At 68.3% G+C, this 26,579-nt stretch carries 29 protein-coding genes; 10 read left to right on the plus strand and 19 right to left on the minus strand.

The window, feature by feature from the left end; genetic code table 11:
- Positions 1-363: 363 nt before the first annotated feature.
- The 6 genes from ACL9RL_RS04785 to ACL9RL_RS04810 all read right to left on the minus strand — a co-directional run bounded on the left by ACL9RL_RS04785 (position 364) and on the right by ACL9RL_RS04810 (position 6,548).
- On the minus strand, positions 364-1,734 hold the full coding sequence (locus ACL9RL_RS04785; RefSeq protein ID WP_422779067.1) for a cryptochrome/photolyase family protein: 1,371 nt from the start codon (positions 1,732-1,734) through the stop codon (positions 364-366).
- A 188-nt stretch (positions 1,735-1,922) separates the two neighbouring features.
- On the minus strand, positions 1,923-2,444 hold the full coding sequence (locus ACL9RL_RS04790; protein ID WP_422779068.1) for a methylated-DNA--[protein]-cysteine S-methyltransferase: 522 nt from the start codon (positions 2,442-2,444) through the stop codon (positions 1,923-1,925).
- Entirely contained in the window at positions 2,441-3,964 is a 1,524-nt protein-coding gene (locus ACL9RL_RS04795) for an AlkA N-terminal domain-containing protein (protein ID WP_422779069.1), read from the minus strand. The genes ACL9RL_RS04790 and ACL9RL_RS04795 overlap by 4 nt, the downstream gene beginning before the upstream one ends.
- Before the next feature lie 123 nt (positions 3,965-4,087).
- On the minus strand, positions 4,088-4,519 hold the full coding sequence (locus ACL9RL_RS04800; protein ID WP_422779070.1) for a MarR family winged helix-turn-helix transcriptional regulator: 432 nt from the start codon (positions 4,517-4,519) through the stop codon (positions 4,088-4,090).
- Between the two features lie 476 nt (positions 4,520-4,995).
- Entirely contained in the window at positions 4,996-5,799 is an 804-nt protein-coding gene (locus ACL9RL_RS04805) for an MBL fold metallo-hydrolase (RefSeq protein ID WP_422779071.1), read from the minus strand.
- Positions 5,796-6,548 carry a GNAT family N-acetyltransferase gene (locus ACL9RL_RS04810; protein WP_422779072.1) on the minus strand — a complete coding sequence of 251 codons (753 nt, stop codon included), beginning with the start codon at positions 6,546-6,548 and terminating at the stop codon, positions 5,796-5,798. The genes ACL9RL_RS04805 and ACL9RL_RS04810 overlap by 4 nt, the downstream gene beginning before the upstream one ends.
- Positions 6,549-6,758: 210 nt before the next feature.
- Between ACL9RL_RS04810 and ACL9RL_RS04815 the strand changes: the two genes are divergently transcribed.
- Positions 6,759-7,775, plus strand: coding sequence for a ketopantoate reductase family protein (locus tag ACL9RL_RS04815; RefSeq protein ID WP_422779073.1), 1,017 nt, complete (start codon positions 6,759-6,761; stop codon positions 7,773-7,775).
- Between the two features lie 132 nt (positions 7,776-7,907).
- Here ACL9RL_RS04815 and ACL9RL_RS04820 read toward each other — a convergent pair whose 3' ends face one another.
- The 3 genes from ACL9RL_RS04820 to ACL9RL_RS04830 are packed head-to-tail and all read right to left on the minus strand — an operon-like array spanning position 7,908 to position 9,474.
- Positions 7,908-8,243, minus strand: a complete 336-nt coding sequence (locus ACL9RL_RS04820; protein ID WP_422779074.1) for a hypothetical protein — start codon at positions 8,241-8,243, stop codon at positions 7,908-7,910.
- Complete coding sequence (locus tag ACL9RL_RS04825) at positions 8,240-8,890, minus strand: hypothetical protein (protein WP_422779075.1); 651 nt, start codon at positions 8,888-8,890, stop codon at positions 8,240-8,242. The genes ACL9RL_RS04820 and ACL9RL_RS04825 overlap by 4 nt, the downstream gene beginning before the upstream one ends.
- Positions 8,887-9,474: an RNA polymerase sigma factor gene (locus ACL9RL_RS04830; protein WP_422779076.1), complete on the minus strand. Its 588-nt coding sequence runs from the start codon at positions 9,472-9,474 to the stop codon at positions 8,887-8,889. The genes ACL9RL_RS04825 and ACL9RL_RS04830 overlap by 4 nt, the downstream gene beginning before the upstream one ends.
- A 134-nt stretch (positions 9,475-9,608) precedes the next feature.
- On the opposite strand from ACL9RL_RS04830, the gene ACL9RL_RS04835 reads away from it, so the two are divergent.
- Genes ACL9RL_RS04835 through ACL9RL_RS04845 form a run of 3 tightly spaced genes read left to right on the plus strand, consistent with a single transcriptional unit; the run spans position 9,609 to position 12,525 of the window.
- Positions 9,609-10,151, plus strand: a complete 543-nt coding sequence (locus tag ACL9RL_RS04835; RefSeq protein WP_422779077.1) for an Asp23/Gls24 family envelope stress response protein — start codon at positions 9,609-9,611, stop codon at positions 10,149-10,151.
- Positions 10,148-11,434, plus strand: coding sequence for an AI-2E family transporter (locus ACL9RL_RS04840; protein ID WP_422779078.1), 1,287 nt, complete (start codon positions 10,148-10,150; stop codon positions 11,432-11,434). The genes ACL9RL_RS04835 and ACL9RL_RS04840 overlap by 4 nt, the downstream gene beginning before the upstream one ends.
- Before the next feature lie 11 nt (positions 11,435-11,445).
- Positions 11,446-12,525, plus strand: a complete 1,080-nt coding sequence (locus ACL9RL_RS04845; protein ID WP_422779079.1) for a DMT family transporter — start codon at positions 11,446-11,448, stop codon at positions 12,523-12,525.
- Positions 12,526-12,882: 357 nt separating this feature from the next.
- Here ACL9RL_RS04845 and ACL9RL_RS04850 read toward each other — a convergent pair whose 3' ends face one another.
- Complete coding sequence (locus tag ACL9RL_RS04850; protein ID WP_422779080.1) at positions 12,883-13,587, minus strand: winged helix-turn-helix domain-containing protein; 705 nt, start codon at positions 13,585-13,587, stop codon at positions 12,883-12,885.
- A gap of 658 nt (positions 13,588-14,245) precedes the next feature.
- Positions 14,246-14,878 carry a uracil phosphoribosyltransferase gene (gene upp / locus ACL9RL_RS04855; RefSeq protein WP_422779081.1) on the minus strand — a complete coding sequence of 211 codons (633 nt, stop codon included), beginning with the start codon at positions 14,876-14,878 and terminating at the stop codon, positions 14,246-14,248.
- A gap of 53 nt (positions 14,879-14,931) precedes the next feature.
- Between upp and tadA the strand changes: the two genes are divergently transcribed.
- Entirely contained in the window at positions 14,932-15,408 is a 477-nt protein-coding gene (gene tadA, locus ACL9RL_RS04860) for a tRNA adenosine(34) deaminase TadA (protein ID WP_422779082.1), read from the plus strand.
- 12 nt (positions 15,409-15,420) lie between these two features.
- Here tadA and ACL9RL_RS04865 read toward each other — a convergent pair whose 3' ends face one another.
- Positions 15,421-16,053 carry a helix-turn-helix domain-containing protein gene (locus ACL9RL_RS04865; protein ID WP_422779083.1) on the minus strand — a complete coding sequence of 211 codons (633 nt, stop codon included), beginning with the start codon at positions 16,051-16,053 and terminating at the stop codon, positions 15,421-15,423.
- A 107-nt stretch (positions 16,054-16,160) separates the two neighbouring features.
- On the opposite strand from ACL9RL_RS04865, the gene ACL9RL_RS04870 reads away from it, so the two are divergent.
- A complete protein-coding gene (locus ACL9RL_RS04870; RefSeq protein ID WP_422779084.1) occupies positions 16,161-17,213 on the plus strand; it encodes an NAD(P)/FAD-dependent oxidoreductase in 1,053 nt (350 codons plus the stop codon).
- On the opposite strand, the gene ACL9RL_RS04875 is transcribed toward ACL9RL_RS04870, so the two are convergent.
- Positions 17,197-18,228 carry a cation diffusion facilitator family transporter gene (locus ACL9RL_RS04875; RefSeq protein WP_422779085.1) on the minus strand — a complete coding sequence of 344 codons (1,032 nt, stop codon included), beginning with the start codon at positions 18,226-18,228 and terminating at the stop codon, positions 17,197-17,199. The two genes, ACL9RL_RS04870 and ACL9RL_RS04875, sit on opposite strands and share 17 nt — an antisense overlap.
- Before the next feature lie 209 nt (positions 18,229-18,437).
- On the opposite strand from ACL9RL_RS04875, the gene ACL9RL_RS04880 reads away from it, so the two are divergent.
- Entirely contained in the window at positions 18,438-19,625 is a 1,188-nt protein-coding gene (locus tag ACL9RL_RS04880; RefSeq protein WP_422779086.1) for a MarP family serine protease, read from the plus strand.
- A 176-nt stretch (positions 19,626-19,801) separates the two neighbouring features.
- Here the strand turns inward: ACL9RL_RS04880 and ACL9RL_RS04885 are convergent, their stop codons facing one another.
- A complete protein-coding gene (locus ACL9RL_RS04885; RefSeq protein WP_422779087.1) occupies positions 19,802-20,326 on the minus strand; it encodes a hypothetical protein in 525 nt (174 codons plus the stop codon).
- Positions 20,327-20,370: 44 nt separating this feature from the next.
- On the opposite strand from ACL9RL_RS04885, the gene proC reads away from it, so the two are divergent.
- Positions 20,371-21,213 (plus strand): pyrroline-5-carboxylate reductase, encoded by an 843-nt coding sequence (gene proC, locus ACL9RL_RS04890; protein WP_422779088.1) that lies wholly within the window; start codon positions 20,371-20,373, stop codon positions 21,211-21,213.
- 18 nt (positions 21,214-21,231) lie between these two features.
- Here the strand turns inward: proC and ACL9RL_RS04895 are convergent, their stop codons facing one another.
- From ACL9RL_RS04895 to ACL9RL_RS04905, 3 genes are read right to left on the minus strand one after another with little or no spacing between them, the layout of a single operon-like run.
- Positions 21,232-21,801 (minus strand): GNAT family N-acetyltransferase, encoded by a 570-nt coding sequence (locus ACL9RL_RS04895; protein WP_422779089.1) that lies wholly within the window; start codon positions 21,799-21,801, stop codon positions 21,232-21,234.
- Entirely contained in the window at positions 21,798-22,400 is a 603-nt protein-coding gene (locus tag ACL9RL_RS04900; RefSeq protein ID WP_422779090.1) for a GNAT family N-acetyltransferase, read from the minus strand. Before ACL9RL_RS04900 ends, ACL9RL_RS04895 begins: the two co-directional genes overlap by 4 nt.
- Positions 22,397-23,017 (minus strand): TetR/AcrR family transcriptional regulator, encoded by a 621-nt coding sequence (locus tag ACL9RL_RS04905; protein ID WP_422779091.1) that lies wholly within the window; start codon positions 23,015-23,017, stop codon positions 22,397-22,399. Before ACL9RL_RS04905 ends, ACL9RL_RS04900 begins: the two co-directional genes overlap by 4 nt.
- A gap of 152 nt (positions 23,018-23,169) precedes the next feature.
- Here ACL9RL_RS04905 and ACL9RL_RS04910 point away from each other — a divergent pair, with 152 nt between their 5' ends.
- Positions 23,170-23,625 (plus strand): GNAT family N-acetyltransferase, encoded by a 456-nt coding sequence (locus ACL9RL_RS04910; protein WP_422779092.1) that lies wholly within the window; start codon positions 23,170-23,172, stop codon positions 23,623-23,625.
- Between the two features lie 266 nt (positions 23,626-23,891).
- On the opposite strand, the gene ACL9RL_RS04915 is transcribed toward ACL9RL_RS04910, so the two are convergent.
- Together ACL9RL_RS04915 and ACL9RL_RS04920 are read right to left on the minus strand one after the other, a co-directional pair.
- Complete coding sequence (locus ACL9RL_RS04915) at positions 23,892-24,563, minus strand: potassium channel family protein (RefSeq protein ID WP_422779093.1); 672 nt, start codon at positions 24,561-24,563, stop codon at positions 23,892-23,894.
- Positions 24,556-25,998, minus strand: a complete 1,443-nt coding sequence (locus ACL9RL_RS04920) for a TrkH family potassium uptake protein (RefSeq protein WP_422779094.1) — start codon at positions 25,996-25,998, stop codon at positions 24,556-24,558. Before ACL9RL_RS04920 ends, ACL9RL_RS04915 begins: the two co-directional genes overlap by 8 nt.
- Positions 25,999-26,067: 69 nt before the next feature.
- On the opposite strand from ACL9RL_RS04920, the gene ACL9RL_RS04925 reads away from it, so the two are divergent.
- Positions 26,068-26,493 (plus strand): ArsR/SmtB family transcription factor, encoded by a 426-nt coding sequence (locus tag ACL9RL_RS04925; protein ID WP_422779095.1) that lies wholly within the window; start codon positions 26,068-26,070, stop codon positions 26,491-26,493.
- The last annotated feature ends 86 nt before the right edge of the window (positions 26,494-26,579 follow it).

Genomic DNA, 26,579 nt, shown 5'->3' on the forward strand with positions numbered 1-26,579 from the left:
CGCACGCTTCGACAAGCTCAGCGACCGGCTTCTGGCGTTACGTGAACCACGCTCGGTCCCTGAGCTTGTCGAAGGGCCCACGTCGCACGCTTCGACAAGCTCAGCGACCGGCTTCTGGCGTCACGTGAACCACGCCCGGTCCCTGAGCTTGTCGAAGGGCCTACGTCGCACGCTTCGACAGGCTCAGCGACCGGCTTCTGGCGTCACGTGAACCACGCCCGGTCCCTGAGCTTGTCGAAGGGCCCACGTCGCACGCTTCGACAGGCTCAGCGACCGGCTTCTGGCGTTACGTGAACCACGCTCGGTCCCTGAGCTTGTCGAAGGGCCCGCCCGTATCGCCGGTCCCTGAGCCTGTCGAAGGGCCTACACCTGCTTGTACGCCGCCAACGCCGCCTGCCGGGTCGTCGCGAGGTCGACGATCGGCTGCGGGTACGCCATGGTGCCGAGCTCCGGGATCCACCGCCGGATGTAGGCGCCGTCGCCGTCGAACCGCTCGCGCTGCCGTTCGGGGTTGAAGACGCGGAAGTACGGCGCAGCATCGGCCCCACTCCCGGCGACCCACTGCCAGTTGAACGGGTTCGATGCCGGGTCGGCGTCCACGAGGGTGTCCCAGAACCATTCTTCGCCGCGGCGCCAGTGGATGAGGAGATTTTTCGTGAGGAACGAGGCGACGACCATGCGCACGCGGTTGTGCATCGTGCCGGTGTGCCAGAGTTCGCGCATGCCGGCGTCGACCATCGGAATGCCGGTGCGCCCCATCGTCCATGCTTCGAAGGCTTCTTCGTCGACGTCCGGCCAGGGGAACGCGTCGAAGGTCGATCGCCAGTTGTCGGTGGCGAGCGCCGGGAACGCGTAGAGGCAGTGGTGCGCGAATTCGCGCCAGCCAACTTCCTTCAGGAACACGGCGCCGTCATCGCCGAGTCGTCGTCCGCCGTCTTTCGCGGCCCACCAGATCTGGTTGGGGCTGATCTCACCGAAGCGCAGGTGCGGGGACAGTCGTGATGTCGCGGGTTTCGCGGGGATGTCGCGATTTTCCGCGTATCCGATGATCTCCCCGTCGATGAAGTCCGCCAGGCGTTCGTGCGCGCCGGCTTCGCCCGGTGTCCAGAGGTCGCGGAGGCCACCGGCCCAGTCGGGGCGGGTCGGGCGCAGTGCCCAGGCGTCGAGGTCGTCGCTCGCGATGTCGGCGGCAGCCGTTGGAGCGGTGATCTGCGACGGTTCGGCGATCGGATGGCGCGGCGGATTCGTCGTATGCCGGGTGAGGCATGCGTTCCAGAACGGCGTGAACACGGCGTACGGATTGCCCTGTCCCGTGGTGATCTCCCACGGTTCGGCCAGGAGCGTCGCCGAGAAGCTGCGGACGTCGAGACCGCGGTCTCGCAGTGATGTCTTGATCCGGGTGTCGAGGTCGCGTTCCGCGCCACCGTAGCGACGGTTCCAGAGTGCGGCGGCCGCGCCGGTCTCGGTGACGAGGTCGTCGAGAATCTGCGCAGCATCGCCTCGTCGAAGGACCAGTGTGCCGCCGAGACCGCGGATGTCCGCCCCGAGCGCTTCGAGGCTGCCGTGCAGCCACCAGCGCGATGCTCCGCCGTGCGGTCGCAGCCCGTTGGTGTCCTCTTCGAGGACGTACAGGCAGATGATCGGTGCGCCGATCTCGATCGCGGCGTGCAGCGCCGGGTTGTCGGCGAGCCGGAGGTCGTCGCGGAACCAGACGATCGTTGGAGATTCGGCCATCCCGTCAGCCTACGCGAGCCACCCTTCCCTGTTCGCAATTCCGGAACTCTGAGGCGGGAATGCGCATGGCAGAGCTGGAAAGCGGTTGCTTCGTCACTCGTGTCACAGGAGTTCCGGAATTGCGAACAGTGGGTGGGCGTGGGGCTGGACGTGGCTGGACCGGGGCGACTGGCTCAGGCGGGCGGCCCTCAGTCGGGCTGGAGCGCGAGGGACGCCTCACGGGCGAGGAGCGAGCGCTTCACGTCGAGGCCCCAGGCGAACCCGCCGAGCGACCCGTCGGTGCGCAGCACCCGATGGCACGGAACGAACAGCGCCGGAGCGTTCGTCGCGCAGGCGCTCGCGGCGGCCCGAACGGCAGAGGGCCGCCCCGATGCCACGGCGAACTCCGAGTAGGTCAGCGGCTTCCCCGGCTCGATCGTCCGGAGCACGGACCACGCGTGGGTCCGGAACGGGCCGCCGGACTGGGCGACGAGCACATCGTCGATCGCGGAGAGATCGCCGGCGTAGTAGGCCTCGACCGCTTCGCTCGCCGCGATCTCGCCGGGCGCGCTGGACGCGGGTCGGTCGGCCGGGCGGATGCGGTCGAGCATCACCTGGACGTCATCGCTCCAGCCGGAAGCCAGCACGGCGCCGTCCTCCGCCCGAGCGATGATCGTGAACGGGCCGTCCGGTGTGCTGATGGTCTGGTGGATGGTCTTGGTGCTGGTCATGATCGGTTGCCTTTCTCGATGGCAGAGGAGTGTGGTGATGTTGTGGGAGCAGGCGGCGTGCTCTCGGCTGCGCGTGCTGCCGCAGGCATCGCCGCCGCCTTCCACAGGTGCAGGCACAGATAGGACCGCCAGGGAGCGAACCCAGACGCTTCGACGGTGAGCGGCAGCGGGTCTTCCGGGAGGCCGAGTCGTTTCGCGCCGGTCCGGACGGCGACGTCGCCAGGCAGGAAGACATCGGGGTTGCCGAGCATGCGCATGCTGACGTAATCGGCGGTCCACGGGCCGATGCCCTTGAGCGCCATCAACCGGTCGCGGAGCGCGGTCCGGTCGTCACCGAAGCCGATGGTCAGCTCCCCGCTCGCGAGGGCCTCGGCTACACCGATGATGGTGTTGATCCGCGCCTTCGGACCGACCAGGGCGTCTCGACCGCCCTCGGCGATCTGTGCGGCGGTCGGGAACAGCCTGCTGAGTCCGTGCCGCGCCTCGACCGTGTCGCCGACCGCCTCGGTGAGCCTGCTGAGCGCCGTGCGGGCCGCGGCGACCGTGATCTGTTGTCCGATGATCGCGCGGAACAGCATCTCCGGCGCGCTCACGGCTCCCGGCAGGCGGATGCCGGGCGTCTCCCGGACCGATGCGGCGAGCCGTGGATCCGCACCGATGGCCGCATCGATCGCCTGCGGGTCAGCATCGAGGTCGAACAGTCGGCGGACACGGGAGACGAGTACCGGCAGGTCGGACAGGTCAGCGACTTCGGCGGTGAGGGTGAGGGCGCCATGCTCCTCGCGGACCTCGAACCACGCCGTACCGCCCGGCAGCGCGAGCAGCCGCGAGTACCGATCCGGGCCGGCCTCCTCGACGCCGGCGACGGCCCGCGGCGCCAGCCACGCGAAGACCCCCGCAGCGTTGAACGGCTTCCGATACGGCAGAGACAACTGGATCGTTCCCGGTTCGACGGACGGGGTGCGGCGATGCTTCGCCCTCAGTTGTCCCGGGGTCAGCTCGAACACCTCGCTGATGGTGTCGTTGAACTGCCGGATCGAGGAGAACCCGGCGGCGAACGCGATGTCGCCGAACGGCAGTTCGGTCCCGGTCAGCAGGCTGCGGGCACTGTGGGCGCGGTGCGCACGAGCCAGGGCGAGTGGTCCGGCGCCGAGTTCCTGGGTCAGGATGCGCGTCAGGTGGCGGCTCGAATAGCCGAGGTTCGCGGCCAGGCCGGGAACGCCGTCACGCTCGACGACCCCGTCGGCGATGAGTCGCATCGCGCGGGCTGCGAGGTCGTTGCGGAGGTTCCAGTCCGGTGTTCCGGGGACGGCTTCCGGGAGGCATCGTTTGCACGCCCGATAGCCGGCCTCATGCGCTGCGGCACTCGTCGCGTAGAAGGTGACGTTCTGTGGTTGTGGGGTCCGTGCTGGGCAGGACGGGCGGCAATAGATGCCTGTCGTGCGGACGGCGGTGATGAATTGGCCGTCGAACCGGGTGTCCTTCGCCTGGATGGCGCGGTAGCGTTCGTCGAAGTCCATGCTTCGAGTCTCGCACCTGATCCACCCTCGGACGAGCGGAAATCGGACATGACGGTGGAGTCGTCATCCGGGTGGCGTCTGCCGCTGACAGCAGGAGTCAGGCGTGCACGAGGATCGCGCTCGTCAGCTGCCGCGCAGCTTGTTGCTGAGGGCGGCGAGTGTGCTCATCTCCTCCGGGCTGAGCGCTGTGCTCACCCGCTCGGCGATCGACGCCCCATGCTGCACCGCGACCTTCCGGAACACGCTGTAGCCCTCGTCGGTCATGCGCACGAGCGTGCCGCGGCCGTCGTCCGGGTCTGGACACTTGCCGACGAATCCACGCGCGACGAGTCGATCCACCAGGCGGCTGATGCTCGGCTGCGACAGCAGTACCTGCGTGTTCAGATCGCGGAGGCGGATGCGGCGATCCGGCTCACGCGACATGGTCAGGAGCACGTCGTACTCGTTGAGGGAGATGCCCTGATTCGGGAATTCATGCGACAGATGACGCATGACATCCACTTGGGCGCGGAAGAGCGCCTCCCAAGCCGTGACCGCGAGTCGTCTGTCTTCCATGATTGCCTCCTACGGAGAGAACACTCCGTCACCCGAATCTAGTCCGGACTGGTGACATCGGCATCAGAGGTGGCACCGATGTCGGCAGCTGGCCCGCTGTGAGAGCGCCGGCAGTATCCGCGACGGTTCTCCAGGCGGCCCCTGCCGAGACGTTCTGGGGCGACCGTCGAGGCGACCGTTAAATGGGAGAGAGTCGGTCGTAGAGGCTCAACGACCGACTCTCATTTCCCTTGCACCAAGAGTGTCCTGCAATCACATTCCGTCAGTTGCCACAGCAAAACAACTAACGTTCCATCAATGTATAACGGATCGGTAACGAGCGCTAGTTATCAGTTCGTTATTTTTGCTGGGAATTCCCCAAGAGCCGATTTCGACGCTTGTGACCCCCGGCCGAGGGGAGTCATTTCGTCGCTCCAAGCGCGCGCGAGCGACAAGTTGCCGCCCCTCGCGAAGAAGGACCGGACGGCGCGGAGCGCTCACCGGCCGTGCAGACGCTCCGAGACACGACGTACGATGTCGGCGGGGGTCGCACGTAACAGCGGTCCGTGACCCGGCAGCACCACGGTCGCGTCGAGATCGCCGAACGCGTCGATCGCGCGCACCGCCTCGCGCGCGTCCGTATGCCACATCGGCGGAAGGATCTGCGGACCTGCGACGGACGTCGTCGGATGGTCCGTGATGATCGCATCGCCCGTGATGAGCACCCCGTGTTCCGGCAGGAGGTACCCGTTGTGGCCAGGCGTATGGCCGGCGGTCGGGATCTGCAGGACCGTGTGCCCGGCGACGACGCGGCTCGCATACCCGTCCACCTGCACGTCGGACCCGAATGCGACCGGCGATGCGACGGCAACGTCCGACAGCCCGCCGGACCGGATGGCGTGCACCACCCAGTTGGCGATGCGCGGCTTCCACAGCACGGGCAGGATGTCGGCGATGGCGATCTGGTGCAGCTCGACGCGGGTGATGTTCGGCAGCTCGGCTGCATGGCCGAGGACCCGTGCGCCCGTGCGGGCGACGAGCGGAGCGATCGTCCCGATGTGATCGCTGTGGCCGTGGGTCACGAGGATCGTGCTCAGGTCGTCGATCCGTCCGCCCGCGCGCACGATCGACTCGTCGACGAGGGCGAGATCCTCCGGATACCCCGCATCGATGAGGGCGACCTCGACACGGGTCGGGTCGCTCCCGGCTCCCGTCAGCACGGTCCAGTTCGATGCCGGACCCTCCACGAAGTGCACCCCTGGCGCGACCTCCGTGAACGAACGGATCCGACGATCGCTCATCGTGCGCCGTCCACCACCTGCATAAAGGTGATCTCGATGTCGGCGCGCCGACGGAATCCGAGGCGTTCGTAGAGCGCCTGCGCCGGGTTGCCGTCGATGACGTGCAGGAAGGCGCGGTCGCCGCGGCTGTGCACGTGCTCGGTCACGGCGAGGACGAGCCTGGCCGCGAGCCCGCGCCCGCGGAACTCCGGCGCTGTGCAGACGGCGCTGATCTCGGTCCAACCGGCCGGCCGCAGCCGTTCGCCGGCCATGGCCACGAGCACGCCGTCGGCCTTGACGCCGAAGTAGGCGCCGACCTCGATCGTGCGGTCGAGGAACGGGCCCGGCTCGGTACGGGCGACGAGCTCGATCATCGCAGCCGCATCGGCCTCACCGAGTCGCACGAGTTCGAGCGACGGGTCGAGCGGGGTCGTGGCGATGGCGGCGAGCGAGTCGGCGACGTCGTCATCGGTCAGCTGGTGGAGGGTGAACCGGTCGAGGACGTCCCAGCCCTCCGGTGTCGACGTGCCTGGTTCGAGGCTGATCGCGACCGCGTCGTTCCCGACGAGCGCGTGCAGTTCGGTCCACGTGTCGGCATCGGTCGGATACTGGATGCCGACCATGGGGGAGACGTCCGGGCGGAAGCGGCGAGCGCGCGTCCCGTCGGTCGTCGCGAAGCCGACGAGCGGCCCGGTGAGCGAGTGCCAAGCGGCGTTGTCGAGCACATGGGTGCCCGTCTCGTCGATGACTGCTGATGTGGTGTTGTGCACGGTCCTCCTCGCCGTCGATCTGCTCGACGGCCCGGAGAACCTTACGCCATACCGGCCGCTCCCAGCTGTGTGGACGCCGTGTGCGCTCAGGAAGTGCTGATCTTTTCGAAACATACGAAGCGCATACTGAGCCGGGCTGCGATGACCGCAGGACCTCTGACCGCACGTGGTCGGGGGAGACACCAGGAGGAACCGACGTTGGATGCGGACATGACGGACAGATCCGACGGAGCGGCTGGGGAGGGTCGGGCTGCCGGCGCTGGTGGCGCTGCTGGCGCGACGGGGCTTGGCGGGTCCGCCGGATCGGGTGCCGCGGCCAGGCCGAGCATCGCGATCGTCGGCGTCGGCGCCATCGGTGTCGTCGTCGCGGATGCCCTGAGCGGTGCGGCGGACGTGATCCTGTGCCGGCGGGGTTCCGAACGCACGATGCTGCTGCAGGACGGCGATGCGACGCGGACCGTCGACGCGACCGTGGTCGGTTCGCCAGAGGCGCTCCGGGCGGCCGGCATCGGACCGGTGGACTGGATCGTCGTGACGACCAAGGCGCAGGACGTCGCATCCGCCGGGCCGTGGTTCGATGCGCTCGTCGGACCCGACACCCGGATCGCGGTGCTGCAGAACGGCATCGGACATGCGGATCGGGTCGCCCGATGGGTGCCCGCCGAGCGGGTGCTGCCGGCGACGGTCTTCATCGTCGCGGAGCGCACCGCAACGGACCTCGTGGAACTGCGTGCCCTCAACAGCGTCGTCGTCCCGGACACCGCCCTCGGTGAGGCGTTCGCGGAGCTCGCCGGAGCGCACCTGCCCGTGCGCATCGACCCCGCGTTCGCGACGACGTCCTGGCGGAAGCTCATCCTCAACTCGGCGCTCAACTCGGTCACGACCCTGACCTCGCGAACGGCGGACGTGTGCGCTGACCCGGCCATGCGACCCGTGATCGAACGGATGCTCCGCGAGGGCCTCGCGGTCGCCGCCGCGTCCGGCATCGAGTTCGGTCCGGAGGAGCACGGGTGGATGCTCGCCAACCTCGACGGCCTGCCGCCAGGCACGATCTCATCGATGCAGGCGGACCGCCGATCGGGGCGCCCACTCGAACACGACTACATCACCGGGGAACTGGTGCGCCGCGGCCGTGAGCTCGGGGTGGACGTTTCAGCGCTGCAGACGATCCACGCGCTGCTCGACTCCTTGCGGGCTCCGTCGCCCCGCGACTCCCTGGCCGCCTGACTCGTCCGTCCGCGCCCAGCGGCTGTTCACAACTCAGGAGCGTCCCGGCGTGTCGGCCCCGGATCACGACGTTTCCGGCGACACGCCGAGGGCCCTCCTGAATTGCGAACGGACCAGTGGACGGGCGAGCGGTCAGGGGCGGACGTCCGTGACGCGGACCGTGATGACGGGATCCGCTGTGCCCGGGAACAACTCGGGCAGGACGGCCAGGACGGCATCGCGGACGGCTGAAGCCACCTGAGGCGCCGCGGCGTCGGCGGCGACTGCGATGTTCGCCTCGACGGTGACGACCCCCTTGGCCTCCTTCGCGAGCACGAGCGATGCGGGGCCCGACCCGAGGATCGCGCCGAGCGTCTCCTTCGCCGCGTGCAGCAGCGCCGGCTGGGTCGCATACACCGCCGCGACGCCCGGAACCGCGGCGACGACGTCGTCGAGGGTGGTCGCCTGGCTGCGCAGGTCGTCGCTCATCGGATGCTCCCATCGTCGTTCCCGGCGGCCCCAGGGTTTCCCACGGACCCAGCCCCAGCCCCACCGGCCCCGCCCTCGTCGATGAACAGGTCGTCCACCACGATGTCCACACTCGTCAGCACGAGGTCGGTGTGACGACGGATCGCCGCGATGATGTTGCGCCGCAGCTCGTCGGTCGTCGACGGCACCGGCTTGCCCCACACGGCGCTCACCGTGACCCGCAGCGCGATCGGCGCCCCGATGCGCGTCACCTCGCCGTCGAGGACGCACTTGCCCACCAGGACACCCGGGGTGATGTCGCCGGCGTCCCGCACCAGTCCGCGCACGGTGCCCTCGGTGATGACGAGCGTCGACGCATCGTCCGACGCCGCGAACGGGATGTCGCGCCCGGCCTTCACCTCGCGACCGATCGTCTCCATGATGCCGCGGATCCAGTTCTGCTCCAGCGGTTTCACGGCGGCGACGTCGGCTTCGAGCAGCGGTTCGGCGAGCGAGCGCACCCGCCGCAGGGAACGCAGCATCCGCTGGCACTCCGGGGAGTCGTCGATCGACGGGTCGGCAGGGGTCATGCCCCGGTCGAGGTAGTCGCTGAGCGTCTCGATGTCGTGGCCGCAGCCGCCGGCCATCGGATCGGGTGTGTCGGTCATCGCCAAACCTCCATCTCTTTCACGAGGGTCGCTCTGGCGCGTGCCAGGCTCCCACGAACGCTCGCCGTCGTCTGTCCGACCTGCTCGGCGATCTCCTCGTACGAGTACCCGCCGATCTCCCGCAGCACCCACGCCTGTCGCTGGCCCGTCGGCAGGCGGTCGAGCGCTGCGGAGAGCGCGTCGAGTTGCGAGGACGCCTCCGCCTTCCGCTCCGGGCCGTCCTGCTCAGGGGACTCGATGACCACGTCGTCCGTTGAGTCGGCATCGCGTCGCTGCCGCATGAGGTCGATCGCCCGCCGACTCACGATACGCATCAGCCAGCTCTTCACCATCGCACCGTCTTCGAGGGTGTCGATGCGTTTCCAGGCGGAGATGAGCGACTCCTGCACCACGTCGTCGGCGTCGGCTCCCGAACCGGTGAGTCTGACGGCGTACGCTTTCATCATGCGGCCGTATCGGGTGATGATCGTCTCGAATGCGCGGGTGTCGCCATCGACGCAGCGCTCGACGAGGGTGCGATCGCTCGCCTGGGCGAGCAGGCTCGGCGCCGCGCCGGTCCCCGTTCCAGCCACCGCCTCGGTCATGCCGAACATCCTCGTCTCGCGTGGTGCGGAACACGAATCCGGATCGGACCGTGACATCTTCGCCTCAGGCTCCGTCTCACTACTGTAAACACACTGGTACGGTCGGCACGACCGGCGCACGAAGGAGACCGAGAATGTACAGATTCCAAGCCGAAGCTGATGGTGCAGGCGGTTCGGACGCGGTTCCGGGGTCCACGACCATCCAGGACTCGGTGATCGGGAAGGTCATCGGCCTCTCGGCGGCCGGCGTCGACGGCGTGTACGCGCTCGGCGACGGGGCGACGCGGGTGCTCGGCGCACTGCGTGACGCGATCGGTTCGACGGATCACTCGCAGGGTGTCACGGTCACGAACGTGGACGGTGTCGTCTCGGTGGCGGCCGTCATCGTCGTCGACTACCCGCATCCCGTGCAGGAGGTCGCTTCCGACGTCCGCGCCGCCATCGCCCACGCGATCACGGTGCTCCTCGGGATGACCGCGGGCGACATCGACGTGACGGTCAACGACGTGCATGTCGAAGAGGGCCAGGCCGAGGCCGCCGCGCACGAGCAGACGGAAGACGCCCGGACGGATGCGGAAGCAGCCGCGGCGGGCCACACTGGTGATGGACGATCCGCAGCAGGCGCACACGCCGACGGATCAGCGACCGACGAGGTCGATGGAGGGGGAGCACGATGAAGCGACTCAAGCGCGTGACGGGGAAGGCCGCGAGGGCCGAGCACACCGCACACGACGGCGATGCGGTCCACCAAGAGGATCGCGACGCGGGCCGGGCCAGCGCCCGCGCCGCCAAGCCGGCCTCGAAGTCCGCTCAGACGACCGCCAGCAACGCGCTCGGCAGTGTGAGCGGCCTGCCCGCATTCGGGCCGAGCCTGCACGTCAACTCGTTCCGCATCGGACTCGTCGGCGGGCTCGGGGTACTCGTCGCCCTGCTCATCGGCTCCGTCGTCGCCCAGCTCAGCACCACGCTCGTGTACGTGGGCGTCGCGTTGTTCCTCGCGCTCGGCCTCGACCCGCTCGTCGCCTGGCTCGAGAAGAAGCTTCCGCGTGGCGCCGCCGTCGCGATCATCGTCCTCGCGGTGATCCTGGCGTTCGCCGGCATCATCTTCGCGATCGTCCCGCTGCTCGTGACGCAGATCACGAACCTCGTGAACGACTTCCCGCAGATCTCCAAGGAGTTCCTGAACAGCGACTTCGTGCACTGGATCCAGACGGTCGTCGGGCCGAACTTCGACATCGACCAGACCCTCGGGCAGGCCGTCGACTTCATCAAGGATCCGAACAACCTCCTGTCGATCGGTGGCGGCATCCTCGCCGTCGGCACCGGCATCGCGAGCGGGGTGACGGGCGCGATCATCGTCCTCATCCTCACCCTGTACTTCATGGCGTCGCTGCGATCGATGAAGCGGGTCACCTACCGTTTCGTCCCCGCGTACCGTCGTGACGGGTTCGCGCAGGTGCTGGAGGAGATCACGCAGGCGGTCGGCCGCTACGTGGTCGGACAGGTGAGCCTCGCGCTCGTGAACGGCATCCTGAGCTTCATCTTCCTGTCGATCATCGGGGCCCCGTTCCCGCCGCTGCTCGCGCTCATCGCGTTCATCGGGTCGATGATCCCGCTCGTCGGAACGCTCAGCGCGTCGATCATCAACAGTGTGATCTGCCTGTTCATCTCGCCGGTGACCGCGCTCATCGCGATCATCTACTACCTCATCTACATGCAGATCGAGGCGTACATCCTGAGCCCGCGGATCATGAACCGTGCGGTCGCCGTGCCGGGTGCGCTCGTGGTCATCGCCGCGGTCGCCGGTGGTGCGATCGGTGGCATCCTCGGTGCGCTCGTCGCGATCCCGGTCGCCGCATCGATCATCATCATCGTGCAGAAGGTCGTCTTCCCCGCTCAGGATGCGAAGCTCACCCCTGAGACGAAGAAGGGCGATGTCGCGCCGGCGGTGAACCGCTGATGGGGGTCGGGATGGTGACGGCGGCGATGAACTGGGCCGTCGTGTCCGGCCTCGCGGTGGTCGGTGCTGCTGCGGCCGGTGCGACCGGTGTGTTGCCGGCCGGGCTCTCGGGCCTGGCCGGGCTGTCGGTGTGGCCGGGGGCGGAGGTCGACATCCCGACGATCTCGGTCACCCCGTACCAGGCGATCGGCATCCCGTTCGCGCTCGTCGGCGCCGTGTTCCTCGCGGTCGGCACCCAGTTGCAGTCGCGCGGTGTCGGCAAGGTCGAGGCGGCATCGTCCGCGTTCGGGCTGCGGCAGTTGCCGAAGCTGCTGCGTCGTCCGTCGTGGATCATCGGCACGGTGATGCTGGGGCTCGCGGTCGTGTTCCAGCTCGTCGCGCTCGGGTTCGCGCCGCTCATCGTGGTGCAGCCGTTGGGGGCGATCGCGCTCGTGATCACGGCGCTGTTGAACGCCAGGCTCACGCACACGCGCATCGACAAGGCGCAGATCCACGCGATGATCTTCTGCGTCGTCGGCATCGGACTGTTTGTGATCGTCGCCGCGTTGTATGCCGTCGAGCAGCCGATCGAGCAGCCGCAGCTCATCATCATCCTCGTGATGCTGGGCATCGTGATCGTGGGGCTCGTCGCGGCGTACGCGTTCCTGCGGCATAAGCTCAACACGGTGTTCTTCGTGGTCGCCGCTGGTGTCCTCTACGGATTTGTGGTGACGCTCGCGAAGGTCGTCATCAACCGGGTCATCACGCAGAACTTCGAGGGACTCACGGTCGTGGGCATCGTCGCACTCGCCGCCGCCGGCATCCTGGGCGGGTTCTTCGTGCAGAAGGCGCATCAGACGGGGCAGCCGGAGCTGGTTGTCGCAGGGTTGACGGTCATCGATCCGATCGTCGCCGTCGGTATCGGCATCGTGGTGCTTGGGGAGGCGTCGAACGCTCCGTGGTACGCCCTGGTGGCGTTTGTGGTGGCCGGTGCGATGGCCGTCTACGGCGTGTGGAAGCTCGCGACCCGGCCGGTGCCCGCGCCGTCCGTCGGTCCTGCCGCGTCGTCCGGTTCCTCGGCGTCCTCCGCGTCGACCTCGTCGGCCGACTGAACCCGCTCCGTCCTTCGGCCGGTTGGTTCTTCCGTCGTTCGGACGTGCTGGCTGTTCCGATCTTCGGACGTGCTGGCCCGTTCCGACCCCACTGATCCCGTTCCGACCGACTGAGCCCGCTCATCCAGCGATCTCACTCACCACTCTCGTCCACCGGCCTGGTCGAGCCGCCATCGAGCGCAACTCCTTCAAATCGGAGGGTGCCGGATTGGCGATCCGCGGAATTTCGGGGATCTCGGTCGAACCGAGTTGCGAATCGAAGGAGTTATGCGCGATGGGTGGAAGCCGGAGACTCGCGGACGGAGCGTGCGAGCCGCGGATAAAGCGCCAGCCCGACGACCGACCCCCGCGTCGAACTCAGAAGAGGTCGGGCGACGGCGTGCTCGCGTAGCGGATCGACACGTCGGCGTGACGGTCGAACCGGTAGCCGACACCGCGGACGGTGCGCACGATGTCCTCGTAGCGGCCGAGCTTCGAGCGGAGACGACGGACGTGGACGTCGATCGTGCGCTCGTTCGGGACCTCTTCCTCGTCACCAGCACGCCACAGCGATGAGATGAGCTCTGCGCGCTCGATCGTGCGTCCTTCGCGAAGGACGAGGTACTGGAGGAGCTCGAACTCCTTGTAGGTGAGCGGTGCCGCCTCGTTGTCGAGGACGAGACGCTTGCGCGAGATGTCGACGACGACGCCGTCGTGCGCGCGGTCCTGCTCCTCATCGGTCGCCTGGCGGTTCGCGGCGAGGGCCGAGGGGTCCTGGAGGGCGAGACGGACGACGTCGATGTCGCGGCCACCGGCTCCGCGAGGAGCGAGGGCGACTGCCGCATGGGTCTCGGACGTCGGAGCGAACTGTGCAGTCAGCGCCTTGATCGCCTCGACGATCTCACCGAGGCTCGTGCCGGCAGCTGCCGCCTTGGCTTCGTCGAGTCCGACGTAGAGGACGAATCCACGAGCTTCGGGACCGGCCGGAACGGCGCGGACGTGGGGAGCTGAGGTTGGGCGGGGGGCCTCGGCGATGCGGATCGGGGAGACGGCGTGAGAGGTCTGAACGGCTGCAAGAGACATGGGATGAATCCTTATGAAGTGATGATGCTTCGGTGAACCTGAGCGTTCGGCTCATGGACCCGGGCGCCGGTCGTGCGGCTGCGGGAGGGTCCGTGGTTCGGTGATGGCGCGATGGCCGGTGGCGGATGGTGCCAGCATCCGGGAGTTCGGCTCAGGTGGAGCAGCGAACTCGGCTGGGGCCCGTCAGTGCACCTGCTCCGCGGGAGGGGTGCTGTGCTGGAGCGATCGGGTCAGCGACACATTCGACAACACATAACAGCGCCGCCGGGCATCATCATGCCGGCGTTCCCAGGGGCCTCAAGGGAGGTCAGGGCGGGCGCGTTGGTCGTCATAGTTGGAAATCAAACCCGAATGGAAGACGTGTGTCAAGTCTTTGCGCCAAATGACGTTTTATTGCGTCGCCTCTTGTGCGCTCAATCAGACTCGCTCGCTGTCGTCCGACTTCATCGCTCCGTCGTCTGCTCGCACAATTCAGGAACTTTTCGAGAATTCAGGACGTTTGGGGCCCATTTCGAGCGGTTTCGTCCTGAATTCAGCGAAAGTTCCTGAATTGTGGAAGGGACGACGATGGCCGGATGACGTGTGTCATCCGGCCATCGTGCAGAGAGCGCAGAGAGGAGGAGAGAAGAGCGGAGAGAAGAGCGAAGCGAGGAACGGACTAGACGAGTCCGTAGAGGCGGTCGCCGGCGTCACCGAGGCCCGGAACGATGTAGCCGTTCTCGTCGAGCTTCTCGTCGAGCGCGCCGAGCACGATCGTGACGTCCTTGCCGGCCGTCGCCGCATCGAGCGCTTCGAGGCCTTCGGGGGCTGCGAGGAGGCAGATGGCCGTCACGTGGACGGCACCGCGCTGGAACAGGAAGTCGATCGCTGCTGCGAGGGACCCGCCCGTCGCGAGCATCGGGTCGAGGACGAAGCACTGGCGGTCGGACAGGTCGTCCGGGAGTCGCTCGGCGTACGTGGTGGGCTGGAGGGTCTCTTCGTTCCGCACCATGCCCAGGAATCCGACCTCCGCCGTCGGGAGGAGCTTGACCATGCCCTCGAGCATGCCGAGGCCGGCGCGGAGGATGGGGACCACGAGGGGGCGCGGTTCGCTGATGCGGACGCCGACGGTCGTGGTGACGGGGGTCTCGATCTCGACCTCTTCGACGGTCACGCCGCGGGTCGCCTCGTACGCGAGGAGGGTGACGAGCTCTTCCGTGAGTGACCGGAAGACCGGTGACGGTGTGCGCTTGTCGCGGAGCACCGTGAGCTTGTGGGTGATGAGGGGATGATCGGCTACGTGCACTCGCATAGGCTTCAATCTATCGGTTTCCGGTGGATTCCACGGTTCGAAAGGGTGCTGGCATGGAGGTTCCGGGCGAGTTCTCGGACTGGATGGGCATCGCCGTCGCTGAGGCCAGGGCTGCGCTTGCGACGGGGGACGTGCCGGTCGGCGCGATCGTGCTGGATGCCGATGGTGCGGTCATCGGCATCGGACGGAACGAGCGGGAGCTGCACCAGGACCCGACCGCGCACGCCGAGGTGGTCGCGATCCGGGCGGCGGCTGCTGCGACGGGGGACTGGCATCTGACGGGGGCGACGCTCGTCGTGACGCTCGAACCGTGTGTGATGTGCGCCGGCGCGATCCTCGCCTCCCGCATCCCGCGGGTCGTCTACGGCGCCTGGGACGACAAGGCCGGTGCGGCGGGTTCGGTGTACGACGTGCTTCGGGATCGCCGGCTGAATCATCGGGTCGAGGTGTACGCGGGGGTCGACGCCGAGGTGTGCTCTGCACTGTTGACCGACTTCTTCCGCGGCGCGAGCGGCGACGTCGCGCCCTGAGTCCCGAACCGCTCAGACGGAGCGCGTTGACGCCGCCCGATCGGCGGTGGCGGACGACGGCCGAGCTCGCACGTGCATCCGCTCGCCCTGGCGGCCGAACAGGCTGAGGAACTCGACGGCGCCGTCGTCGGTCCGTCCGAACCAGTGCGGCGTCCTGGTGTCGAACTCCGCCGCCTCCCCGGCCGGGAGGATGAGGTCGTGCTCGCCGAGGACGAGCCGCAGTTTGCCGCGCAGCACGTAGACCCACTCGTAGCCTTCGTGCACCTGCGGCGTCGGCTCCTTCACCGGTGTGCTCGTCGGGATGAGGTGTTTGAACGCCTGCAGGCCGCCGGCATCGCCAGCTCCGACGCCGCGGCTGAGCGGCAGGATCGTCATCCCGTGCCTGTCGACAGGACGGATGTGGATGCGCGGATCGCCCGTTGCGGGCGCTCCGACGAGTTCGTCGAGGGGGACGCCGTATGCCCGCGCGAGGGGGAGGAGGAGTTCCAGGGTGGCGCGTCGCTGTCCGGATTCGAGTCGGGAGAGCGTGCTGACCGAGATGCCGGTCTCCGCCGACAGGTCTGCGAGCGTCACGTCGCGTTTCGTCCGCAGCGCCCGCAGCCTCGGCCCGACGGCGGTGAGGACGGCTTCCGTGGTGTCGTTCATCCCTCCAGTTTGCCACTTCGGCAACGAAGCTTGTCGTTTTGGAGAACTCGGATCGAGCATGGAGGCAACGAAGCACCAAGCACCAAGCACGAGGAGCAGGTATCACGATGACGAACGCACAGCACCCGGACAACGCCCAAGACCCGGTCAGCGCCCACCCCAGGCCCACCACCACCACGACCCCGGACCCCGCGGACGAGCGACGCTTCGACGTCATCGTCCTCGGCGGAGGGGCCGCCGGCCTCAGTACGGCGACGGCGCTCGGTCGCGCACGCCGGAGGGTCGCGGTGATCGACGCGGGCGAGCCGCGGAACGCACCGGCGGAAGGCGTCCACAACTTCCTCAGCCGGGAGGGCGTCAACCCGCTCGAACTCGTCCGGATCGGCCGCGCAGACGCCGAGCAGTACGGCGTCTCGTTCTTCGACGGCTCGGCTGAGACGGCCGAGCGGACGGCGGACGGCTTCGCGGTCGCACTCGGCGACGGGACTGTCCTCTTCGGCCGGCGCATCGTCCTGGCGACCGGTGTCGTCGATGAACTCCCGCCGGTCGACGGCCTCCGCGAGCGCTGGGGCAACGACGTCCTGCACTGCCCGTACTGCCACGGCTGGGAGGTGCGCGATCAGCGCATCGGCATCCTCGGCAGCGGCCCGATGGCGATGCACCAGACGATCCTCTTCAGCCAGTGGAGCGATGACGTCACCCTGTACCTGGGCACGGCGCCCGAGCCGACCGCCGAGGAACTGGAGCAGTTGGCCGCGCGGGGGATCCCCGTGGTGCGTGGCATCGTCGCATCGGTGGAGGTCGTGGACGATGCGATCACCGCGCTCGTCCTGGAGGACGGCTCGGCGCACGCGGTGGAGGCGGTCGTCGTCGGCCCGAGGTTCGCGGTCCGGGCCGGGGCGCTCGCCGCCCTCGGGTTGGAGCCTGTGCCGCACCCGTCCGGTGTGGGGACGATGATCGATGCCGATGCGCAGGGCAGGACGTCGGTGCCAGGCGTGTGGGCGGTGGGGAACGCGAGCAACCCGATGGGGCAGGTCGTTGTGGCGGCCGCGTCGGGGATGATGGCCGGCGCGGTCATCAATGCCGAGCTCGTCACCGAGGAGGTCGCTGCGGACGTCGAACGCTACCGTGCGGCTCGGAGCGTCAGTCCTCGCCCTTGATGACGATGGCCTCGGTCGACAGCGGCGCCTTCGGCGGCAGCGGCTTCTCGGACGAGCGCGGTCCAGCAGCTGCAAGCGGTTCCGCAGCCGCACGTGGTCCCTTCGCCGCCCGGTAGACGTCGGGCTCCAGGTAGATCGCCCGCGCGATCGGGACGGCCGCCCGGATGCGCTGCTCGATCGCGTCGATCGCCGCCGCGACGTCGCCGAGCGGGCGATCGGTCGCGAAACCGAGCTTCGCGGCGACGAGCAGTTCGTCCGGACCGAGGTAGAGCGTCTTGATGTGGATGAGCTTCTCGATCTCCGGGCCGGCCTCGATCGCCTGGATGATCGCCGCCTGATCCGTGTCCGACGCGCCCTCGCCGACGAGCAGGCTCTTCGTCTCGACGCCGAGGATGATCGCCACGAGGATGAGGAGGACGCCGATCGCGAGCGTGCCGATCGCGTCCCAGGTGCCGTCGCCCGTGATGACGGTGAGGCCCACGCCGACGAGCGCGAACACAAGACCGGTGAGCGCGGCGACGTCCTCCAGCAGCACGACGGGCAGCTCCGGCGCCTTCGCGCGGCGCACGAACTGCACCCACGACTGCTTTCCGCGGAGCGGGTTGCTCTCCGAGATCGCGGTGCGGAGGGAGAAGCTCTCCAGCCCGATCGCGATGACGAGGACGAGGATCGGGATCCACCAGTTCTCGAGCGGGTGCGGGTGCGTCAGCTTCTCGATGCCCTCGTAGACGGAGAACACGCCGCCGACGGAGAACAGGATGATCGAAACGACGAACGCGTACACGTACCGCTCACGGCCGTACCCGAACGGGTGCTCGGTGTCCGCCGCCTTCTTCGCCTTGCGGCCGCCGAGCAGGAGGAGTAGCTGGTTGCCGGAGTCGGCGAGCGAGTGGACGCCCTCCGCGAGCATCGAGGACGATCCGGAGAACGCCCAGGCGATGAACTTGGTGATGGCGATGCCGAGGTTCGCGGAGAAGGCCGCGATGATCGCCTTGTTGCCGCCAGAAGCACTCATTCGTGGACTCCCCAGTCAGTCGAGGAGTCAATACTAGGGGACCGGCGGGCGGGCGCGCGGGTGAGTTTCTCTCCGGTGTTCAGCGGCAGCTGCGCGACGGTTGCGCGCGGGCGTCTGCGCCGACCTCGTCCGGGAAACGGAGGGTGCCTGGAGCGAGCTTCCCAGTGTTCCCGGAGGTGGGTGTCGGGCGGGGATGGGAGGATCTGTGGATGGAGCCTGGGATCATCCTCGACATCGTGCTGATCGCGCTGCTCGTCGCGTTCGCGATCCGCGGCTGGCGGACGGGCCTCGTCGGCAGCCTCGGGAGCCTCATCGGGCTCGCGGCCGGCGGCGTCGCGGCGTTCTTCGCCATCCCGCTCGTGGCCGGCTGGGTCCCTGCTCCGGAGTGGCGAGGTCTCGCCGCGGTCGGCGCCGGGCTGGTCCTGCTGGCGGTCGGCTACTCGATCGGGGCGGCGATCGGCGGACTCATCGGGTCGGCGCTGCACAAGACGCCGCTGCGGGTCATCGAGCGGTTCCTGGGCGCCGTCCTCAACGTCGTCGTCACCGCGCTCGTCGTCGTCACGGCGGCCGTCGGCGTCGGATCGCTCGGCATCCCGGTGCTCTCGCAGGCGGTCGGGTCGTCCGCGGTGATCCGCACGATCGACCGGTACACGCCGCCGCAGGTCACCGCGGCGATGGCGCAGTTGCGCTCGACGGTCGTCGACGGAGCATCGCAGCGGGTCATCGAGGCGTTCGGCGGCACGACGGAGGTCCCGGCTGTTCCCGATGTCGACACCCACTCCCAGGCACTCGTCGCGGCGAGCGCATCCGTCGTCCGGGTGAGCGGCAACGCTGTGCAGTGCGGGCGCGGGTCCACCGGCAGCGGGTTCGTGTTCGCCGACGACCTCGTGATGACCAACGCGCACGTCCTCGCCGGTGTCAACGAACCCGTCGTCGAGGTTCCGGGCGCGGTGCCGAAGACCGGCACGATCGTCTACTTCGACCCCGTGAACGACATCGCGGTCGTGCGCGTCGACGGCCTGGGCGCCAAGCCGCTCGCGCTCGCGCCGAACCCGGCCCCCGGGTCGGTCGCCGTTGTTGCCGGGTACCCGTTCGGCGGGCCGTTCACGATGGGCGGAGCCCGGGTGATGACGGTGGCTCAGAGCATGGTCGCGGACATCACCGGCGCCAACCCGGCCCCGCGAGAGGTCGTCACGCTCGCCGGGCAGGTGCGGCCGGGCAACTCCGGCGGTCCGCTGCTCACGGAGGACGGCGCCGTGACGGGTGTGGTGTTCGCGCGCGACGCGAACGAGGCGCCCATCGGGTACGCGCTCGCGATGGACGAGGTCATGCCCGTGGTGGCGCAGGCCCCGTCGCTCACGCAGCCGGTGGCCTCCGGCACCTGTCTGACAAAGTAGCCCGCCCCGCTCCCCGAGCCGATCGAGGCCCCCGGTCCCTGAGCCTGTCGAAGGGCCCACCCGTCCCTGAGTCGATCGAGGCCCCCGGTCCCTGAGCTTGTCGAAGGGCTCCTCGGTCCCTGAGCTTGTCGAAGGGCCCACCCCGACAACCGCACCGGCCGAGTGCGCCCCAGCCCCTACCCCGCCACCGGCGCCCGGAACGTCGCCCGCATGTGGTCCGAGTCGAGGTAGTCGGCCACACCGATCAGGATGAGGCTGAACACGATCTGCTCGGTCACCATCCACAGCGGGTAGAAGCCGGGGATCGCGGCGATCACGAGGGTCACGACGGGGAAGATCTTGCTGAACAGGCGCAGCCGAGAGTATGCCCAGACGTATCCTGCGGCCGCCCGCCAGGCGAAGTAGAACAGCGTCGCGGTCATGCCGAGCACCACGAGGCTCCGCATCCAGACGGACCACGGCACGTCCGCACCGTTCGTGAGGAGCACGATCGCGACGACGACCGCGGCGATCCCGATCACGAACTCCGCGGCGAGCAGCCAGGCGATCGTGGTGAACGCTCGCCTGGTCTTCGGGTGCGTCCTGGCGTCATCGCCGACCCGGATGCCGGCCTTGCGGCCTCCGGCGAGCCGGTCGACGGTCGTCAGGAGCCGGTGCGCGCCGGTTGTGTCGTGTGTCGTGTCGCCCGCGGTCGGTTCCATGCCCAGCCCTCCACTGTCCAACGCTGCCAGCCTAGACTTGCGGGGTGACCGAGACCACAACGCTGCCCAGTATCGCCATCATCGGAGCCGGTTCGATGGGGGGTGCCATCCTGCGCGGGCTCGTCCAGCCAGGCGTCGTCGTCGACGGCGGGATCACCGTCACGAACCGCACGGCTGCGAAGGCCGCGGCGCTCGCCGAGCTTCCCGGTGTGACGTCGATCGCGCTCGAATCCGATCCGGACGGCAACCGTCGTGCGGCCGCCGGCGCGAAGATCGTGCTCGTCGGGGTCAAGCCGGCGATGGTCCCGGACCTGCTGCGGGAGATCGGCGATGCGTTGACGCCGGGCACGATCGTCGTGAGCATCGCCGCCGGGGTCACGGTGGCGACGTTCGAGTCGCTGCTCCCTGCATCGGTCTCCGTCATCCGTTCGATGCCGAACACTCCGTCGTTCGTCGGACTGGGCGTCACGGGTGTCGCGGCAGGCACGAGGTCGAGCGACGCCGACCTGCAGGCCGTGCAGGCGCTCTTCGAGACCGTCGGCGAGGTCGTAGTCGTCCCTGAGGACAAGATCAACGCGCTCAGCTCGATCTCCGGCTCCGGCCCCGCGTATGTGTTCTACCTGATCGAGGAACTCACGAAGACGACGATCGACCTGGGCTTCACACCGGAGCAGGCCGCCGTGCTGGTCAACGGCACGTTCCGTGGCGCGACCGAGCTGCTCGCAGCATCGGACGAGTCCCCCGAGCAGCTGCGCATCAACGTCACGAGTCCGAAGGGCACCACCGAGCGGGCGCTCGCCGTGATGCAGGACGCCGGTCTCAAGGGCATGTTCGATGAGGCGACGGCAGCGGCGATCGCGCGCGCGGAGGAACTCGCGGCGTCCTGATCCGCCCGGTCGCCCGGCTCAGCGGAGGGGCTTCTCCAGCTCGAGTTCTCTGCGAGTCCGATCGAGGACGTAGGGGATCGTGCGCCCGTTCGGGACGTAGCCCAACCGGCGGTAGAAGGCGATGGCGCGCGCGTTGTCCTCGTGCACGATCAGCCGGAGCGAATCGGCCTCGCCGGCCGCCCACTGTTCGACTCTGCCGATCATCGCCTCGGCGACGCCGTGCGACCGTCCGCGGTGTTCCGGCGACACGTAGACGCCGACGAGCAACGGCCCCTGTGCGCCAGGCTCCCGCTGGACGAATCCGCCCATCGTGCCGACCCATCGGCCGGTCTCCCGGTGGATCGCGGTGAGCAGGATCGTGTGCTCCGGCAGTCCGCGGCGTGCCCGCATCCGCCATTCCGGTTCCTCGTGCGTGAGGGCGACGTCGAGCGTCTCGCCGTACGCGATGGGGGTGTCGGCCAGCATCTCGAGCCTGAGCTCGCGCAACTGCGGCCAGTCGGCCTCGACCACCTCGCGGACGATGTACGCGCTCGCCGTTCCGGCATCGGCCGTTGCCGCCGTGCTGGTGTCCTCGGTCGATTCGTTCATCCTGCGCCTCCCGCTCGGCGTCCTCGGCTCGGTTGTTGACTCGTTGGAAGCACGATACCCGGCGTCGGGCGGACGGGGCTGGGATCACGATGCACGGCGTCAGGCAGACGGAGTTGGAAACACCGCAGGCGGTCGCGCTCCTCCCAGCTGGGCGCCTCGCGGAATCCGTGTCGTTCGTAGAGTCCGATGGCACCGTGCCGCCAGTCCCAGACCGACAGACGGATCGCGCGGTCGGGTCGGTCTACCGGTGATGCGGGTGATGTCGTGGCGACCTCGATCGCCGATGCGACGAGACGACCGCCGACACCGGTTCCACGTGCGCTCGGCGACACCCACAGGCGCTTCAGCTCGCTGATGCCGTCGAACGGGCGCATGAGCACCGCGCAACCGATCGCCTCACCGTCGACACGGGCGACGAGCACGGTGTCGTCCCGGAACACGACCTCGGGGGACCGGATCTCGGCGAGATACCGGGCAGGCAGCTCCTCGACGCGCGAAACCGGGGTCGACAACCCCGCGTCGGCCTTCTCCGCCTCGGTGCGCAGGTGATAGTCCGCGAGCAGTGCGCCGATGGCCGCTCCCGATTCTCGGGCGATCACGATGCCGCGATCACGGTGTCGCCGCCGTCGACCGCCAGCCCGAACGCCTCCAAGGCCCGATCGAGCGCCGCCATCTGCACGGCGGGGGAGTACCGGACGAGATCCGCCGTCCCGAGGACGTTGAACCCTTCGACGAGCGCGAGGAGCGCCATCGCCGTTGTGGACACGTGCGCATCGTCCCAGTCGGGGCGCGCCGCCCCGATCAGGCGATGCATCCGCTCCACGAAGACGGTGTTGCCGATGCGATGCCGTTCAGCGAGGTCGTCGTCGCCGAGGGAGGCTGCGAGGTAGCCGAGCCACACCCGCGCCTCCTGCTGGGTCGAGGCGGTGAGGGAGAGCGCCTGCGCGAGGACTGCGCGCACGGCCGCGGTGGGGGACGCTGCTGCCGTTTCGACCGCCTCGGTCTGCTCGGCGGTCCTGGCGTGCAGGAGGTCGCGGGCGTGCAGCAGGAGCGCTCGTTTGTCCGGGAAGCGGTGCAGCACGAGCCCGGTCGTGCAGCCTGCCCGTTCAGCGACCGCGCGGAGCGTCAGCCCCTGCGGCCCGTTCGTCGCCAGGACGTCCCAGAGCGCCTCCGAGATCCTGGCGGTCTGCTCGTCCGGATCGGATCGTCTCGCCATGTCGCATCACCTCGTAACAGATGTTACCGTACTGTTCGTTACGAATTCACGACGGGTGCCGGGGCGCGGCCGGCGCTGGCAGCGGAGCGTCAGGAAGCCTGCTCTCCGACGCGTCGACACCCGCACTGGCTGCACACACCGAAGGACACATGATGGCGATCACGATCACCCGCACCGACTGGGACGATGCCGCCGGCGCCGAACTGCGACGGGCGCAGCGGGCGGAGCTCGACTCCCGCTATGGATCCGACGACCACGAGCCTGGGACGCCGCCGAGCGCGGACGACATCGCGGTGTTCCTCGTCGCCTTCGATGCGGACGGGAGCCCGGTCGGATGCGGGGCGTTGCGACGACTCGATGACGCGACGGCCGAGATCAAGCGGATGTTCGTGGCGCCGGCATCGCGAGGGACGGGCGTCTCCTCAGCGGTCCTCCGAGCGTTGGAGGACGAGGCTCGGGCGATGGGCGTCACGGAGCTCAGGCTGGAGACCGGGACGGAGCAGCCGGACGCCATCCGGTTCTACGAGCGGGAAGGGTACTCGCCCATCCCGAACTTCGGGCCGTACGTCGGGAGTGCCATCTCGCTCTGCTACGCGAGGACGCTCTGAGCTCTTTCCCTTCCGCCCTTCGACAGGCTCAGGGACCCGCGCTGGCGGTCCCGCGAGGGCGCCCCTGTACCCCGCCGGTCGCCCGGTTGCTGAGCTTGTCGAAGCGTCCTCGGCTGCCCCGACCCCGTCCCCGGTCGCTGAGCTTGTCGAAGCGTCCTCGGCTGCCCCGACCCCGTCCCCGGTCGCTGAGCTTGTCGAAGCGTCCTCGGCCGCCCCGACCCCGTCCCCGGTCGCTGAGCCTGTCGAAGCGTCGCCCGACGCCCCGCTCAGTTGTCGAGGCTCGCGAACCGCTCGATGTCGGCCGACGTCCCGGACACGATGATGAGGTCGTGGTTCGACACGACGGTCTCGGCCGTCGCGTACGTGAACGGCTTCCCAGGCGACTTCACGCCGACGACCGTGATCCGGTATTTCGACCGCACGCCGGACTCGGTCAGGTTGAGGCCGCGGATGGGCTTCGGTGGGTACATCTTCACGAGTGCGAAGTCGTCGTCGAACTCGATGAAGTCGAGCATCCGCCCGGAGACGAGGTGCGCGACGCGCTCGCCGGCCTCCCGCTCGGGGTAGATGACGTGGCTCGCGCCGACGCGGGCGAGGATCTTGCCGTGCGACTGTGAAACGGCTTTTGCCCAGATCTGGGGGATTTTCAGATCGACGAGGTTCGCGGTGATGAGCACACTCGCCTCGATCGACGACCCGACGGCGACGACGGCGACGGAGAAGTCCTGGGCGCCGATCTGACGCAGCGCTTCGATGTTCTTCGCATCCGCCTGGACCGTGTGGGTGACGCGCTCCGACCACTTCTGGACCAGATCGGAGTTGTCGTCGATCGCGAGCACTTCGCGGTCCAGCCGGTCCAGTTCGCCGGCGCATGCCGCACCGAATCGGCCGAGACCGATGACGAGGACCGGGGCGTCGTGTTTGATGCGGTCAACCAACGATTGGCCTCTCTTCCGGTCGTTTGTACAACTGCGCGCGTTGGCTCGCGGCGACTGCCGCGGCGAGTGTCACTGTACCAACGCGACCCAGGAACATCGTGGCGGCGAGCACGTAGACGCCCTCGTCGGGCAGATTCGCGGCCAGGCCGGTGGTGAGACCGGTGGTCGCGAAGCCGGAGATGACGTCGAAGAGGACGTGGTCGAGCGGTGCTTTGGTGATCTGCAGGAGGGTGATCGTGGAGATCGCGACGATGGTCGCACCCCACAGCACAACGCTGACGGCGACGCGCAGGACGTCCTGCGGGATGCGGCGGCCGAAGACCTCGACGCCGTCGTTGCCTCGCGCCTCGGCGAACGCGGCGAGGAACAGCACGGCGAGGGTTGTGACCTTAATGCCGCCGGCTGTCGAGGCGGAGCCGCCACCGATGAACATCAGCATGTCGGCGACGAGCAGACTGGACCCGTTGAGCTGGGAGATGTCGACCGTCGAGAATCCGCCGGATCTCGTCATCGCCGATAAGAAGAAGCCCTGGAAGATCGTGTCCCAGAGGTTCCATTTGCCCCACGTGTTCGGGTTGTTGAACTCGAGTGCGATGAACAGCACCGCCCCGACGACGAACAGGATCGCGGTGGTCACGAGCGTCAGTTTCACGTGCAACGACCAGCGGCGTGGTCGGCGGAAGTTCCTGCTCAGCGCGTAGATCACCGGGAAGCCGATGGAGCCGAGGAACACGCCGAGCATGAGGATCGACAGGAACCAGTAGTCGCTCTCGAAGCGCGCCAGGCCTTCGGCGTTGGGGGTGAAACCGGTGTTCGTGAACGCCATGGCGGCGTAGTAGAAGCTGTTCCAGATGGCGTCCCACACGTTGACCCCGTCGAGCAGCATCCGCGGGAACAGCAGCACGGCGAGGCCGGCTTCGATCACGAGGGCGCTCACGGCGACCGTCACGAGCAGGTTGCCGATCTCGCCCAGTCGCACCGCCTGACCCTCCGCGACCGGTCCGTGGTGGGAGCGCATCGGGTTGGTGTCGCTCGCCGCCATGAGTTTCTGGCGGAGGCCGAGCCGTCGCGCGATGACGAACCCGAGGATCGATGCGAGCGTCAGCACGCCGAGGGCGCCGATCTGCACGCCGATGAACACGATGATGTGGCCGAACAGCGACCAGTGCGTCGCCATGTCGACGGTTGACAGGCCCGTCACGCAGATGACCGACACCGCGGTGAACAACGCGTCGGCGAGCGGGGTCACGGTTCCGCTGCGACTCGCGATGGGGAGCGAGAACAGCAGTGTGAACACGAAGATCAGGAACGAGAACACGAGGATGGCGAATCTGGAGGTCGATTTCGCCGCGAAATCGCTGATGATCTCGCGAATCCTCGCGAATCCGTGTCGGGCGGTGATGTCCCGACGCGGTTGCATCGCGTTGCCGCTCATGTGGCCCTTCGTGGTCGCAGTCTGTGCCGTGTCATGGTACTCCCCGCCGGTGGTCACTATCGTTGAGCTATGGCCGACATTTTCGATGTGATCGCGGACACGACGCGTCGCGACATCCTGTCATTGCTGCTCGACCGCCACAGCAGTGCGCAAGGGACGAGCGTCTCCGAGATCGTGGCGCAGCTGGGTCTCAGTCAACCCACCGTGTCGAAGCACCTCAAGGTGTTGCGTGAAGCCGGTCTCGTCGAGGTCCGTGAAGAGGGCCAGCACCGCTACTACAGCCTGGACTACGCGCCGCTGGAAGACATCGAGGACTGGTTGATCCCGTTCCTCAGCGTCGACTACGCCGGCGAGGACGATGACGCGTCGTTCGCGTCGTTGAGTCTGCCCGAGCAGGCGAAGGCCGTCGCCGGCACCGTCGGCAAGGTCGCGGCGGACACGACCCACGCCGTCTCCAACGCCGTCCACGCCGTCACCAAGAAGCTCCAGCGCTAGTCCCCACCCCGTCCGCCAGCCTGTCAGCCCGCGAGGTGTCGCAAATGGCTAGTCCACAGCATGCCGGACTAGCCATTTGCGACCCC

The sequence above is a fragment of the Plantibacter sp. Mn2098 genome, assembly GCF_049319745.1.
Taxonomy (GTDB): domain Bacteria; phylum Actinomycetota; class Actinomycetes; order Actinomycetales; family Microbacteriaceae; genus Plantibacter.